The following is a 14,023-nucleotide window of genomic DNA, read 5'->3' as shown; positions in this document are numbered from 1 at the left end:
TAAATAAAGAAAACAAACGATGCTAATATCCTTTGCTTTCTTTATTCCTTATCAATATTTACCTGGCAACAATTCTGTAGGTCTGTCCTTTCTTTGTATTGATTGTAGTGATGTATCTATCGCCCGATCTGCTGCTGGACACAGCCATCCCTTTTACTTCCACTGCCGTTTCTGTTCTTATTGTGCATTTTCCTCCGTTTGCTGAACGAATAATGGCTGTCTGTAATTTCCCCTGCTTCCATTGAAGATCGACTGTAAAGGCCCCCCGAGCTTTCAGTCCCGAAACGCTTCCCTCCTGCCATGCATCCGGCAGGGCAGGCAGAAGGTGCAGCTCGTCTAAATGACTTTGCAAGAGCATTTCAGTCATACCTGACGTAGCTCCGAAGTTTCCGTCAATCTGGAAAGGAGGATGAGCATCAAATAGATTAGCATAGAGCCCTCCACCTTTTGAAACGCTTATGTCGCGCATCAGATCTCTAATTAATTTATAAGCATGATTTCCATCAAGTAATCTTGCCCAAAAATTGATCTTCCAGGCCAAGCTCCAGCCGGTTCCATCATCTCCGCGCAATTCAAGCGTTTTTTTACTTGCGGTGGCAATCCTTAAATCGATTAGTGGAGAAATTTCGCGACCAGGATGCAGTCCGTAAAGATGACTAACATGACGGTGATGAGGCTCTACATCTTCCCAATCCTTATACCATTCCTGCAAGTTTCCTTTCTTCCCAATATGCATCGGATATAGCTTGGCAAGCTTTGACTTAAGTATATCTCTAAATGCTGGGTCAATATTCAGTGCTTCTGCCGCTTCTATACAATTTCTGAAATGATCCCTGATTATTGACATATCCATGGTTGTAGCAATAGATGTATTAGCCGGGTTTCCTTTGTCGTCGAAATACTCATTCTCAGGAGAAAAAGAAGGAGCAGTAATTAGATAACCATTCTTATCCTCCACGAGAAAGTCTACCAAAAACTCCGCTGCTCCCTTTAAAACAGGGTAAACATCCTTCAAAAAGCGTTTATCTTTAGTGAAGCGGTAATGTTCAAATAAATGGCGACTTAGCCAAGGAGCTCCCATATACCAGTTAGCCCATTTTGGATCTCCCTTACCCAGATCTCCTACAGGATTACTAATAGCCCAGATATCGCTATTATGATGAGCAACCCAGCCCCTCAACTTATAAAACTCCTTCGCTGTTGCTTTACCAGTGATAGACAGGTCTTTTATAAAACCAAACAAGGGATATTCCATTTCCTCCAGATTACTGATGGCTGCAGGCCAGTAGTTCATTTGAGTATTAATATTGATCGTATAATTGGAACTCCAAGGGGCCCTCAGCAAATTATTCCAAATACCTTGCAGATTGGCGGGTGGCCCTCCGGGTCTTGAAGAACTTATGAGCAAGTAACGCCCGTACTGATAAAGCAGCGTTTCAAAAGCAAGATCCTTTTCTCCCTGACTAAATGCAATTAAGCGCTTTTCCGTGGGTAATTTTGAAATAGCACTTTCCTGACCTGTTCCAAGCCTGAAGTTGACACGATTGAAATATTTGGAATAATCCTTTAAATGTTCTGATTGAAGCTCAGTCCAGGACTTTCGTACTGCTGCCTTAAGATTTTCGCTGCAGATCTTCAATTCATTTTTCCCCGCGCTGACCGGGCATTTATCAAATCCATTGAAGCTTGTAGCCGCGCAAATAAATAAAAGGACCTCATCCGCATTCCGGACAGTAATTCCAGAAGAGTCTGCATGTGCTTCCCCTCCACTTAATACCGCCCTTACCTGCAAAGCTACCCGCATTCCGTCGCAGCCATTTTCTGCATACTTAACTGGCTCCACGTTATAATCTACATAGTTGGGATCTACCTGCGATGGAGCTTTTCCCTTCAGAATAATTCCATCAGGTCCATCCGCAGCTACACTATATTTAATTAGACTGGTAAGACCGGCTTTGAAGCTAATCATTCCCGGCTTGCTTGAACTAAACCGGACAATAATTGCTTTTCCAGGAGCGGTAGCTATTATTTCACGCTTAAAATTCACATTATTAGCATTGAAGCTAACAGTTGCAAGGCTTTTGCTTATATCTAAATCTCTTCTAAACTGGTTGTAGTTAGCAGAACCAATCTCTTGTTTCAGCTTCAGATCTGCTAAAGGAAGATAAGATTGAGAGTAAAGACCCTGAATGCCCTTCGCTTGTTTATTAGCCTCCTGATAATCTTCCCTTTCAAGCAGTGACTTCCTGGTACTGGCAAGGTAGTCCGCCGCTTTGGGATTAACGTTTGCTTTAACAGGTCCGCCGCTCCACAAGGTCGCCTCGTTAAGCTGAAGTAATTCCTCCCTGGGATTTCCGAAAATCATGGCTCCTAGCAATCCATTTCCTACAGGAAGCGCTTCTGTCCACTTAGTAGCTGGCTTGTCATACCATAACATCAGGTCTTTGTCTTGAGCAAATGAAGCTTTAAGCAAGCCTAGCAATAGGCATAAAAATAATAGGCGCATTGGTTATTGTAAATTTAGTTGGTTGAGCATCGATATTCCTTGTTGGAAATCGATTTCCAAAAATATAAAAATTCGGCCTTCTAACCACAATATTAATAACAAGAAGAAAATCTTCATGAGCAGAAATTCTCAAGCGAAGGATTATAGTAGCTTGCAGGTTTTTTCTGATAATTAATAACTTAGCGAAGCGATTTACTTGAGCTATATAAGGAAGATTTAGACACTCAATAACACCAATTAGGCTCTCAAAAAAGAAAAGTAAAAGCAATTAGCCCGGATTTTAAATCGAGTACTTTGTGATAAGCAAGCAAATAAAAGGAAAGTTACACTTACTTCAGAAAGAAATATCAATTTTTTCTCACTGTAAATCAACCCTTTGAAAGAAACGCTATTTAAATACGTAACCTTGAGTAATATTTTCAGTAAAACAACGTGTCCTTCCCATAAGGACATGTTTTTCATAGGTAGATGTGGGGTTGAACGCAAGTTCAACCCTTTTTTATTTTGACATGGAAACTTGCTGCTAAACTAAAAAAACGGAGGATTCAGGCGGAGTTAAAGGGATGTGAGGTATTTAAACACGAATTAAGGCAAATAAAAAAACCGGCACGCTATGCTTGCGTACCGGTATCCTATCAATTAAAAATGTACTTATACTTTATACTGCGGGCGCTGTATCAGCTACGCCAGTTCCCTGAACTTTTGACTTAACAGAGCTTACTGCCTGAGAACTAAGATCTGAAATTTTGTCAAATCCTTGTTTCGCTTTATCTTTAATAGTACCACCTGCTCCCGCTAAGGAATCAGTAATATTACTGCGTGTTTCAGAACCGCTTGCAGGAGCCAACAGGATTCCCAAAACAGCTCCAGCGGCTAAACCGATGGCTGCTGCAGCAATGATCTTTCCATTGCTAGGTCCTGAAACATCCTTGATTAATGATTCTGCATCATTTAATATGTCTTTATAGTTTTTCATAGATATAGAATTAGATTTCGGGTTATTAGTATTATTGTTGTTATTTCTCAACAGCATACTTAAAGAATAGTTCTTAAAAATTCTATTTAATGATACTACTACTAAAATAAGTTTTTACCTTTTCCATTGTTGGTAGCAACTCGAGTGGTCTAAACCTTTTTAGATAGGTTTTATAGTAACAGCGACCTACTAATCTTTAAATGATTCCTGGTGTTTGTTGTTGAAGCATTGTTCTACTTTTTCCAAAAGTTCGTCTAGGCCAAAAGGCTTAGAAATAGTATCATCGCAGCCGTATAAAGAGATAAAATCGTGCTGACTAGCATAAGCAGATACTATAATCACTGGAACTTTTTTTGTGGTGTGAAGGCTTTTAATTCGCTGGCATACTTCACCTCCATTGATGCCATTAAGCAGATAATCTACTAGCAAAATATCCGGAGGATCTCGTTTTATAATATGAAAAAACTCCTCCGAACTTTGGGTTGTCACAACCGAATAATTCGAGTAACTCAAAACTTCTTTCATCATCTCAAGAATGCTTTGGTCATCGTCCAAAATGAGCACTTTTTTCAAAGTATACCAGTTTATGTGATAAGCCTTTTAGGGCTTTAATTTTTGTTATGGGAGGCAAGACGGTATCAAACTGCTCTTTTGCTTCCCTGGGTCCCTTGCTGCTCTGGTTTTAACACTTCCTCATTTGCAAGGTAGCAGCTAAATCCGATCAAGTCCTGTTGATCTAAGCGAACATAAAAAGTTTTTCCTGCAATTCCCTCAGCCATTTGCCGTGGTTCGGCATCAAGGTAGAAGCATGAACTACTCCCCGAGTAGTAATGACTTATATTTTGAAAAGTCTTTACTGGAATAAATTCAAACCTCTCTGTAGCTTCAGGACAAGATTGAGACTTCAGCTGGAACAATAGATACTGATACCCCTGCTCCACAAGGAAATCTAGTAGATGGGCTGTTAATTCGACGTTCATAGGCACTAGCATTTAACAGATAACACAAAAATACTAATTGAATAAAGCCACTTATAGAGGACAAATACCCCTTTTATATGGAACAAATACCTGTTTGCGGCTTACTAGATGGTTATACTAATCCGTTTTTTACTGCATACCTAATAAGCGCGGCAGTATTACGGGTATTGGTTTTATCAAGCAGGTTTTGCCTGTGTCCTTCAACAGTCCTGCGGCTGGTAAACAACTTGTTGGCAATTTCATTATTCGTGTAACCCTCAGCAATTAATGCCAACACTTCAGATTCCCTCCTGCTAAGTTCTACCTGAAGATTATTAGAATAAGGCGCGTTAATAAGATGTTGAACAAGTTTTATAGATAGTTCGGAACAAATATACTTCTCGCCAGCAGCAATATGTTTTACAGCAAATATCATTTCGTCCTGACTTACAGATTTCAGGAGATAACCTGAGGCGCCAGCTTTAAATACCTTGCTGATATATTTCTGATCTACTGCTGTGGTTAAACACACAACCTTAGTGTCAGGAAATCGTTCCTTAATTGACTCTACGAGCGCCAACTTATCCTGATCAATTTGATCTAAACCAGTAAGAAATACCTCAGCTCTGTCAACTTCGGACAATTTATTTATAGCTTCTATATCGCTCTTCGTTTCCCCAATAACTCTAAACCCGGGCTCTTTTTCCATTAAGGTCTTAATTCCATCCCGGGCAATACTTTGATCTTCTACTATAAATATATTTACCAATTTCTACCTAAACTTATTTGAGTTTCACGATAACGAGTTCAAATATCTCTTTTTTATAATATCATGAGCACCCGCATAAATACCTGATTTTTTTCCAGTATAAATCCTTGCTTTCCACTAATAAAGAAGTTATTCATCAAAACTTTACTCTAAATACTATAAAATCAAGTCGTTGTAAAATCTGGACAAAATAATTTTCTAGAGTTCCTTCTCGGAGCATTTATCTTTTTAGCTCTCAGAGGCAAAAAAACAGGTATATCTAACGAGAATAATAGAAAAAGCCCCAAACACATTGCCTGGGGCCGAAAGTATTTATACAGCAAGAATAAAGCGGCGTCTACTTAATTTTCAATCTGGACGGAACTTCAATCATCCCCTTAAATGAATTATCTTTACTTACATCTTTGATAGTTGAAGAGGATAAGGGAACATTACGCCCCATGATTTTTGCTGTAGCCTGGGTACTGGCTGTAAGTGTTCCTGCAGTTAGGTACCGAACTGCCGCCGCAAGTGATGCTTCCCGGGGATCTCCGAAATCACGTGTAACATCATCAGCAGAAGAAGCATCTGGTACAAATCCTTGATAATATCCCCCTTCTCCTTTCGCGTTTCTACTCTCGAACATCGAATAGTACACATCATACTTATCGATATTAATTGGAAAAAAACCTACTGGTTTACCATAGCTTGTGGAGCCTACTATTTTTACATTCAGGTATGGCTTTAACACGTTAATAAGAAGCTCGCTAGCTGAAGCTGTATTGCCAGTTACTATGAACACCACGTTCTTAACTGTATTTAGCGATCCTTCTTTCCTGAACCTGTAAGTATTTTCTGCTATGGAATAATCAATATCATGATAAGTTATCAAGCGTCCATTCTGAAACTGAGAACGTCCACTAGCATCTAACAAGGGCTGATTTTTCAAAATCGTTGCCTCTCCTTTTTGCATAGTCTGGTTGTAATATTCAGTGAACATAACCTGGCCGTTAAGAGATGAAGGTGCGATTAAATTGGCCAAATGTTCAGCTGTAGAAACATAGCCACCTCCGTTATACCTAAGGTCTACTACCAAATCCTGAACACCCTCTGCACTTAGATTACGGAACACAGCATTTAAAGGCCCGAGAGCATTCGATGGATTGGCAAAACGTGCAAAGGCAAGGTACCCGATTTTTTTACCGCCAGAGGTAAAAACAGTATCCTTATAAACTGGACTGCTATTATAAGTTTGCTTAGTCAAAGACCTTGTGAAGGTTGCTCCATTACTTTTCCTTCCACTTAAACGAATGGTCGACTGGTCAAAGGCCCGATCAACTACGTCCTGATCAATAGAAAAATTTGAACCCAACTTATGATCATTGATTTGAGTTAAGACATCTCCACGATTTAAAGAACCTTTAGCTGCCGGAGAACCCGGGTTTACCAATCTAATGTAAATTTGATAGGAGGACTGGTTACCTACAGCAGACAAAGCAATACCAAAATCCGTTCCTACCCCTTCAAGGGTTACCTCGCTAACCGTCGGTACTGACGCTGTGGCAGTTCTGGGTGGATTGTTTGATTCTTCGTCCGTGATATAGGAATATTTGGGATAATTGGCCGAGGCCGATACATATTCGAATGGTCTGGATGTAGCAGGATTGGTCTTGTACTGCGTAATAGCAAACAACTCTGAATAGTAATTATCAAGAGGATCAGCTGATTGAGTATACCTTCTGGGATTGAAGGCTTCGTAGGATGGCAGCGCGTCGTTCCAAAGGTATACTTGTTTTGCATAAAGAAAAATAGAATCTTTAGTCAGTTCCTCACGTGTTCCATTTGCGGGTGGCGTATTGCCTACCTCGGAGTTATCCTCTTCAAGTTCGTCATCCTTAGAACAAGAATTTAAAGAAATGGTCAGGATAAGAGCTGGGAGAAGTGATCGTAATAAACTACGTATATAAAGTCTCGTTTTCATAGGTTCCATAATATAGACGATCAAAGTCTATACAATAAGCAGACCATATAAAACGGAATTGTGATTGATTGCCCGAAAATGACAAGCAATTAAATTAACAGCTTGATACAGAACATTGTGAACACAATTTCGGACAAAATAGCGATCATATTGAAGGAGCTTCTGTAGGAAAAAGAGCCTTTTACTTCAACCTAACCCGGTCTTCAATCATGCCTTTAAATTCTGAATCCTTAAGTTGTTTTCCTCCTTGTACTTCTAAGGGAAGAATACCTTTGCTGAGAATGGAAGAAGTTGTATTTCCAGAACCAGTAAACGCTCCTGTGGTAATATAATTATAGGCAGCTTTAATAGCATCCTCATTCAAATCTCCAAAGTCGTTACGAGGAGCAGCACGCTGTATGGGGTAGTCTGGTGAAATACCAGAGTAATACCCTCCCTCCCCTTTTGAATTCTTAGACTCAAACATGGACAGGTAGACGTCGTATTTATCAATTCGGATAGGGAAGAATCCTACAGGTTTCCCATACGAAGTTTGGCCCACTACCTTAACGTTCATGTGTGGCTTCAAACAGTTAATTACCAATTCGCTTGCTGAGGCTGTGCTGCTTGATGTAATGAACACGACGTTATTTATAGTATTGAGAGACCCTACTTTTGAGAAATAGCGTGTATTGGAAGCGACGGTGTAAGAGGCGTCGGCATAAGTATCTAACTTACCATCATTATTAGAATCCTGAGGGCGGTTTGAAGCATCAAGAATAAGCTGATTTTTAAGGATGGTGGCCTTACCATCCTGCATTAATTTGTTAAAATGCTCTGCATACATCATCTCTCGATTTAATGAAGCGGGAGCAATTAAATTCATCAAATATTCAGCTGTAGAAACATAGCCTCCGCCATTGTATCTCAGGTCTATTATCAGATCCGTAACTCCGCTATTAGTGAATCTAGTAAAGATCCTGTTAAACTCGCTTTGAGAATTGCTAAGATTGGTGAATCTGGCATAGGCCATATAACCTACTTTTCTGGCACCAGAGGTGTAAACCGAATCCTTATAAATTGGCGAGCTCCTATATGACTTCCTGGTAAGATTAAGTGTTACGTTTGAGCCATTCCTTTTAGTCACCTTAACAGCAATTGCACTGTACTTATCTCTAAAGAATACATCATTAATAAGCTCTATTTCGTCATTATACTTTGTTCCAATATCCTTATTTTCTATCGAGGTAATATAATCCCCCCTGCCTAAACCTTTTGATGCTGCATCAGAACCGGGGTAAACTGCCTCTATATATAGTCTATAATTACTGGTATTTCCATACAAGTCCAGTTTTAGACCAAAATCATAGCCGTTGCCCTGCAAGTCGACATTAGCCTTTTTACCAGGAACATAAGCAACCGGATTTTGGTCGGTAATGTTATCTATATAGGAATATTTAGGGCTGCCTTCATTACTGCCCTGCTCATAAGGAACATTGGAAGAATTTTTAGCATACCTGGTAAGCGCATAGAGCTCATCATCCAGGTTTTCGATCTCCTCGCTGGAGCGATTATATGTACGAGGATTAAAGGTATTGTATTCAGGTAGCTGATTATACCATAAGTAGGTTTGTTTGGCGTATAAGAATATAGAGTCTTTAGTCAGCTCAGTTCTTGAGGCATTATCAGGCACACTAGTTTTGGTATCTTTCTTACATCCAAGAATTAAACTCAAAGCCCCGCAAACCACAAAGAAATATCTTTTTTCAATGGATAGAAAAGATCTAGTAATACCTTTAAACATAAACAATTATGAATTTTAAATTTGGGTTTAAGTTACGAATATTTTACGTTTATAAAATCCACAATGGCATTTTTTGCGAACTGCGCGTCCAGCTCAGTTGTACCAAAGAACAACACATCCTCGGTTTTTAATCCATGTTTATCCAGAACATACAGTAAGGCTTCAGCAGAGGGTTTTGGAGCGATTTCATCTGTAAAATAAACGCGGAGGTACTTTTCTAAACCATTCCACTCGGTTTGCCTGATCTTGTTCAACTGTTGCAATGGATCACCACTGGACACAATCAGTATTTCTTTCCTGTCGACCACCGCTTCCTGCAGGAAGTTAAGCGATTCTTTATAGAGCAGAAGCTTCAGCGGTAACTTGGCTTCACGATGAAGACGATCAAAGTTCTCCCGGTACTTTTCATCAAAACCGAATACCTCTCTGGCCTTGTCAAAGATCAAAGGAGATCCGTGGTTCTCGTAAACTTTTTTAAAAAAGTTAATAACGTCTGTTGCAGGAGGAAATGCTTCTACATATTCAAGGAAGTTTGCAAAAAGGTAATAAACCTGTAGCAAATAATCCTTCTCAGGAAGCAGGACATTATCCAGTTCAAATATAAAAGCCTTCTTTTGGGGATCTATCTCGCTATAGGTGATCATTAGTCTGCTGTTAAAATTTGAAGGTTATCTAATGATCCTTCCTCAATTAAATAAACTCCGCGACCCGCAAATTCATCGTCTTCTTCTTTAATAAGGATCTCTCCTGTCTTAGAATTTCCCCAATAGGATGAAAGATCAGAAAATAAAGGCACCATTACTGCTATTCCGTATTCATCGAATAGTTGCCTTGATTCTGACAATGCTTCAATCTCAGCCCTCCTTAAAGGGAAAACCCGTTCAATTCCTTCGTCAAGACAAAGGCTCAATAGTTGATGGGTGAAACTGGAAGAATTACCAGGAGGAATTTTTATAAAGCGTTTATCTTTAATTAAAACAGAAGGCAGATCAACAGAATCAGCAAGGATCAGACTGTTCGAACCTGCGAGTTCCTTTTCCAATTTATAGGCAGTAGCAGTAGAAGCTGCGGTAATTAGAATATTCAATGTTTAGCTACTTATTATTTGTCCATCTTTCATAACTACTTTCCGGTCTGACATTCCCGCCAGGTCTTCATTATGCGTAACGATTATAAAAGTTTGATTAAACTTATCCCTCAAATCGAGAAATAAGCGATGAAGTGCTGTAGCGTTTTCAGAATCAAGATTACCTGAAGGTTCATCGGCCATAACCAGATCAGGATGATTGACCAAAGCCCGGGCCACGGCCACCCTTTGTTGTTCTCCTCCAGAAAGCTCTGTAGGCTTGTGATCTGCGCGACCGGCCAGTCCCAACATATCTAAAAGTTCCCTTGCACGCAGTTCGGCCTCCTTTTTACTTTTTTTAGCAATAAAAGCAGGAATGCATATATTTTCAAGTGAGGTAAATTCTGGAAGCAGATGATGAAATTGAAAGATAAAACCGATATGCTGATTTCTAAAAGCACTAAGTTTTTTCGAGGATAGTTTTAAGATATTAACCTCATTAATAAAAAGCTCACCATTATCGGGCTTGTCAAGGGTACCAAGAATATGCAGTAGAGTGCTCTTCCCGGCACCTGAGGCGCCTACAACCGTAACAATTTCTCCCTTTTGCACTTCAAAATCAACTCCTTTAAGAATTTGCAGTTTGCCGTATGATTTCTTTATCTGATGTGCCTTAAGCATAGTGGCGAAGATAGGTTTTATTATGATATTCATCAATTAAGTAGTTTCGCCGTCATTTTATCGTATAAATTTATTCTTTTTTCAGATAACACATCTTTTACATACTCAGTTTGCATAAATTCTTTTCGTAAGTTAAACCAAAGTATTAGTTTTACGCCTCGAAACTTTCTAAACAATGAATATTCACGAGTATCAAGGTAAAGCAATATTAAAAAGCTTTGGCGTACGGGTTCAGGAAGGCATTGTTGCCGACACTCCAGAACAAGCAGTAGAGGCAGCAAAGAAGCTGAAAGAAGATTACAACTCTGATTGGGTTGTTGTAAAAGCTCAAATCCACGCAGGTGGCCGCGGTAAAGGTGGCGGTGTTAAGCTTGCTAAAAACCTGGACGAAGTAAAAGAGAAATCAGAGCAAATCATTGGTATGCAACTGATTACTCCTCAAACAGGTCCTGAAGGCAAAAAGGTTAACAAAGTACTTATTGCTCAGGATGTTTATTACCCTGGCGAAAGTGAAACTAAAGAGTTTTACGTAAGTGTTCTTCTTGATCGCGCTAGAGGCCGTAACATCATCATGTACTCTACAGAAGGTGGAATGGATATCGAGGAAGTTGCTGAACATACTCCTCACCTGATCTTCAAAGAAGAGATAGATCCTAAGGTAGGTTTACAAGGCTTCCAAGCTCGTAAAATTGCATTCAACCTAGGATTAGGTGGTGAAGCTTTTAAAGACATGACGAAGTTTATCGCTGCTCTTTACAAAGCGTATGAAGCTACAGACTCTTCAATGTTTGAGATCAACCCTGTTCTTAAAACTTCTGATAATAAAATTTTAGCTGTAGATGCTAAGGTAAATCTTGACGATAACGGTTTATTCCGTCATGCTGACTACGCTGCTTTACGCGACGAGTCTGAAGAAGATCCAACCGAAGTTGAAGCAAGCAAATCAAACCTTAACTATGTAAAACTTGACGGAAACGTAGGTTGTATGGTTAATGGAGCGGGTTTAGCCATGGCAACAATGGACATTATTAAATTAGCTGGTGGTGAGCCTGCAAACTTCCTTGACGTAGGTGGTACTGCAAATGCACAAACTGTAAAAGCTGGTTTCAATATCATCCTTTCTGATCCAAACGTAAAAGCGATCCTTATCAACATCTTCGGTGGTATCGTTCGTTGTGACCGTGTTGCTCAAGGTGTTATTGATGCTTATCAGGAACTAGGTAACGTTCGCGTTCCAATCATTGTTCGTCTTCAAGGTACAAACGCTGAAGAAGCAAAACAATTGATCGACAATTCTGGCCTTCAAGTTTACTCTGCTATCTTGTTAAAAGAAGCTGCAGATCTTGTAACTAAAGTTTTAGCTGACTAAGCTATACGAAATACATTTGGAAAGGGTGGCCGAGAGGCTGCCCTTTTTTGGTTGCTTTTAACTTATTTTAATTATAGCCTAGCTCATATTCACTTAAAAACAACTTCACACCCTCTTAATATTATCCTAACCTTACAATTATAGCTTTGTGGCATGGTCCGACAAGACTACAATTCCCTTTCAGACGATGAGTTATTGGTATTAATTAGGACAGATGATACCTTAGCGTTCAAAGCACTTTTTAGTCGTTACTATAATTCCTTATGTAAATTCACGAGTATATATGTCAATGACAATTCCCTTGTTGAGGAGGTCATAGCCGATATATTTATCAAGTTTTGGGAAGCACGAAGAAAGGCTAACATCAATAAAGTAAAAAGCTATTTATTTACCTCCGCCCGGAATCAAGCTTTTACCCAGATAAGGAAAAAGCCACTCAAGTTGACCTACTGCGAACACCTGGAGGTTTACAGTGATATTCTCAGCGACGAACGTTCCCCTCTTGCTATCATTAAAAGTCGCGAGACCCACCAGGAGATAATCGCCTTGATAGACGCCTTGCCTTTCAGGCAGCGTGAAGTTTTATTAATGAGTCGTATTTCGGATGTAAGCAACGAAGAAATTGCTCTTGTTCTCAGTATCTCTTTAAAAACCGTGCAATCCACCTTGTACGAGGCAGTGCGCGAGCTAAGATCAAAGCTTTTCAGACAAGAACGATCTTCCGATACTTAACATTTTTTTAATCGATTCTTAACTAAACTTGCTAAGTAGCAGGGCTCAAAATACAGTCTTTATTAGCGAAGACACAAGTATGAATGAGCATTACCAGGAGTTGACCAGGCAGTATTTCGATCGTTGCATAAGTGACGAGGGTTTAAATGAATTGCGTGACTGGATGGATCAAAACCCTGAGCACGAGCGTGAGTTTCGTGAGACCATTAAAGTTTTAGAAGAAGGCAGGAACTGGTTTAAAACCTTTGGTGACAAGGAGAAGGTGTGGAGTAAAATTGAATCCGGGTTAAAATGTTCGGAAGATACTGAAATTAAGACGGCAAGGAAAGGCTTGAAGGTCTTTTACTATGCAGCCGCCTCAATCGCAGTTATACTGACAGGTCTTCACTTCTCGAAAAATCCTTTCAAAACTTCTGAAAAGCCACCTAGAGAATACGTCTATTTCCATAATGGCGCGGGCAGGAGGAGCAAGCTTGTTTTGCCGGATAGTTCCATTCTTCACCTTAATTCAGAAAGCTCTGTTCGCTTCTCGAAGAGTTTTAAAGAAGATATCAGGGAAATTGAGCTAAGTGGTGAAGCCTACTTTGAAGTTGTTCATAATCAGGAGAAACCTTTTATAGTAAGCAGCGGGGCCATTAAAACTACCGTACTTGGGACAAGTTTTAACATCAAGGCTTTCCCCGACGATCGTAAGGTTGCAGTTACAGTTGCCTCAGGAAAAGTTGGTGTAAGTATGGCTTCAACCGGTGGCCAAAAGTTTCTTCAATTTTTGTTACCAGGCCAACAATTGGACATTAATACAATTACAGGCGACTACTCATTCAATACAATTAACACGACAAATGCCACAGCGTGGAAAAACAGCAAGCTTGTTTTAGAGAACCAATCATTAGATGAAATCGCCACTACTTTAAGTCGGTGGTATAACATTAAGACTGTTCTTGCTGACCCTGAAAATACACATTCAAAATATACCGCTAAGTTCGACAATATGCCTCTACGTGAGGTTATGGACATCCTTGTTCAACTAACGGGCTGCAGCTATACTATTCAGGCAAACAGATTAATCATTAACAATAAGAACTGCAAATAGGAGGATTATGCACTAGAAAAAACGCTTCTCAATTACAAAAAAGCCGCAAGCTGCTGGTCACAGTTACGGCATTTAATTAGTTTTTAACTCGGTCTTAAAAAATTAAAAACAAGGTAAATATAGAAAAAT

13 protein-coding genes are annotated in these 14,023 nt (G+C 39.6%); 3 read left to right on the top strand and 10 right to left on the bottom strand.

The annotated features are described in order from the left end of the window. Positions 1 to 58: 58 nt before the first annotated feature. The 10 genes from J4N25_RS17965 to J4N25_RS17920 form a co-directional block, all read right to left on the bottom strand. Positions 59 to 2,506 carry a glycoside hydrolase family 95 protein gene (locus J4N25_RS17965; protein WP_207423185.1) on the bottom strand — a complete coding sequence of 816 codons (2,448 nt, stop codon included), beginning with the start codon at positions 2,504 to 2,506 and terminating at the stop codon, positions 59 to 61. 658 nt (positions 2,507 to 3,164) lie between these two features. Then, positions 3,165 to 3,482 (bottom strand): YtxH domain-containing protein, encoded by a 318-nt coding sequence (locus J4N25_RS17960; RefSeq protein WP_207423184.1) that lies wholly within the window; start codon positions 3,480 to 3,482, stop codon positions 3,165 to 3,167. Positions 3,483 to 3,671: 189 nt separating this feature from the next. Further along, positions 3,672 to 4,046: a response regulator gene (locus J4N25_RS17955; protein ID WP_369410873.1), complete on the bottom strand. Its 375-nt coding sequence runs from the start codon at positions 4,044 to 4,046 to the stop codon at positions 3,672 to 3,674. Between the two features lie 74 nt (positions 4,047 to 4,120). Further along, the gene (locus tag J4N25_RS17950) at positions 4,121 to 4,462 is read right to left on the bottom strand and encodes a hypothetical protein (RefSeq protein ID WP_207423182.1); all 342 of its coding nucleotides are present in this window, start codon (positions 4,460 to 4,462) and stop codon (positions 4,121 to 4,123) included. Between the two features lie 112 nt (positions 4,463 to 4,574). Further along, the gene (locus J4N25_RS17945) at positions 4,575 to 5,210 is read right to left on the bottom strand and encodes a LuxR C-terminal-related transcriptional regulator (RefSeq protein ID WP_207423181.1); all 636 of its coding nucleotides are present in this window, start codon (positions 5,208 to 5,210) and stop codon (positions 4,575 to 4,577) included. Between the two features lie 337 nt (positions 5,211 to 5,547). Continuing rightward, positions 5,548 to 7,170: a S41 family peptidase gene (locus tag J4N25_RS17940; protein ID WP_207423180.1), complete on the bottom strand. Its 1,623-nt coding sequence runs from the start codon at positions 7,168 to 7,170 to the stop codon at positions 5,548 to 5,550. A gap of 181 nt (positions 7,171 to 7,351) precedes the next feature. Next, positions 7,352 to 8,953, bottom strand: a complete 1,602-nt coding sequence (locus J4N25_RS17935; RefSeq protein ID WP_207423179.1) for a S41 family peptidase — start codon at positions 8,951 to 8,953, stop codon at positions 7,352 to 7,354. A 32-nt stretch (positions 8,954 to 8,985) separates the two neighbouring features. Further along, positions 8,986 to 9,597 carry an HAD family hydrolase gene (locus J4N25_RS17930; RefSeq protein WP_207423178.1) on the bottom strand — a complete coding sequence of 204 codons (612 nt, stop codon included), beginning with the start codon at positions 9,595 to 9,597 and terminating at the stop codon, positions 8,986 to 8,988. Next, complete coding sequence (locus tag J4N25_RS17925) at positions 9,597 to 10,040, bottom strand: ATP-grasp domain-containing protein (protein ID WP_207423177.1); 444 nt, start codon at positions 10,038 to 10,040, stop codon at positions 9,597 to 9,599. Before J4N25_RS17925 ends, J4N25_RS17930 begins: the two co-directional genes overlap by 1 nt. Positions 10,041 to 10,043: 3 nt before the next feature. Then, positions 10,044 to 10,700 (bottom strand): ABC transporter ATP-binding protein, encoded by a 657-nt coding sequence (locus J4N25_RS17920; protein WP_207423505.1) that lies wholly within the window; start codon positions 10,698 to 10,700, stop codon positions 10,044 to 10,046. A gap of 175 nt (positions 10,701 to 10,875) precedes the next feature. On the opposite strand from J4N25_RS17920, the gene sucC reads away from it, so the two are divergent. The 3 genes from sucC (at position 10,876) to J4N25_RS17905 (ending at position 13,894) form a co-directional block, all read left to right on the top strand. Then, positions 10,876 to 12,069 (top strand): ADP-forming succinate--CoA ligase subunit beta, encoded by a 1,194-nt coding sequence (gene sucC, locus J4N25_RS17915; RefSeq protein WP_207423176.1) that lies wholly within the window; start codon positions 10,876 to 10,878, stop codon positions 12,067 to 12,069. Positions 12,070 to 12,222: 153 nt separating this feature from the next. Next, complete coding sequence (locus J4N25_RS17910; protein ID WP_207423175.1) at positions 12,223 to 12,801, top strand: RNA polymerase sigma-70 factor; 579 nt, start codon at positions 12,223 to 12,225, stop codon at positions 12,799 to 12,801. A gap of 79 nt (positions 12,802 to 12,880) precedes the next feature. Next, entirely contained in the window at positions 12,881 to 13,894 is a 1,014-nt protein-coding gene (locus J4N25_RS17905) for a FecR family protein (protein ID WP_207423174.1), read from the top strand. Positions 13,895 to 14,023 lie beyond the last annotated feature (129 nt).

The sequence above is a fragment of the Desertivirga brevis genome, assembly GCF_017355835.1.
The sequence above is the reverse complement of the archived record's forward strand: the minus strand, read 5'-3'. Positions and strand labels throughout refer to the sequence as shown.

Excerpts from the sequence above, each read along its gene's own strand:
- J4N25_RS17905 (WP_207423174.1), top strand. The coding sequence starts at position 12,881 with ATGAATGAGCATTACCAGGAGTTGACCAGGCAGTATTTCGATCGTTGC.
- J4N25_RS17965 (WP_207423185.1), bottom strand. The coding sequence starts at position 2,506 with ATGCGCCTATTATTTTTATGCCTATTGCTAGGCTTGCTTAAAGCTTCA.
- J4N25_RS17910 (WP_207423175.1), top strand. The coding sequence starts at position 12,223 with ATGGTCCGACAAGACTACAATTCCCTTTCAGACGATGAGTTATTGGTA.
- J4N25_RS17940 (WP_207423180.1), bottom strand. The coding sequence starts at position 7,170 with ATGAAAACGAGACTTTATATACGTAGTTTATTACGATCACTTCTCCCA.
- sucC (WP_207423176.1), top strand. The coding sequence starts at position 10,876 with ATGAATATTCACGAGTATCAAGGTAAAGCAATATTAAAAAGCTTTGGC.
- J4N25_RS17950 (WP_207423182.1), bottom strand. The coding sequence starts at position 4,462 with ATGAACGTCGAATTAACAGCCCATCTACTAGATTTCCTTGTGGAGCAG.
- J4N25_RS17960 (WP_207423184.1), bottom strand. The coding sequence starts at position 3,482 with ATGAAAAACTATAAAGACATATTAAATGATGCAGAATCATTAATCAAG.
- J4N25_RS17935 (WP_207423179.1), bottom strand. The coding sequence starts at position 8,953 with ATGTTTAAAGGTATTACTAGATCTTTTCTATCCATTGAAAAAAGATAT.
- J4N25_RS17920 (WP_207423505.1), bottom strand. The coding sequence starts at position 10,700 with ATGCTTAAGGCACATCAGATAAAGAAATCATACGGCAAACTGCAAATT.
- J4N25_RS17930 (WP_207423178.1), bottom strand. The coding sequence starts at position 9,597 with ATGATCACCTATAGCGAGATAGATCCCCAAAAGAAGGCTTTTATATTT.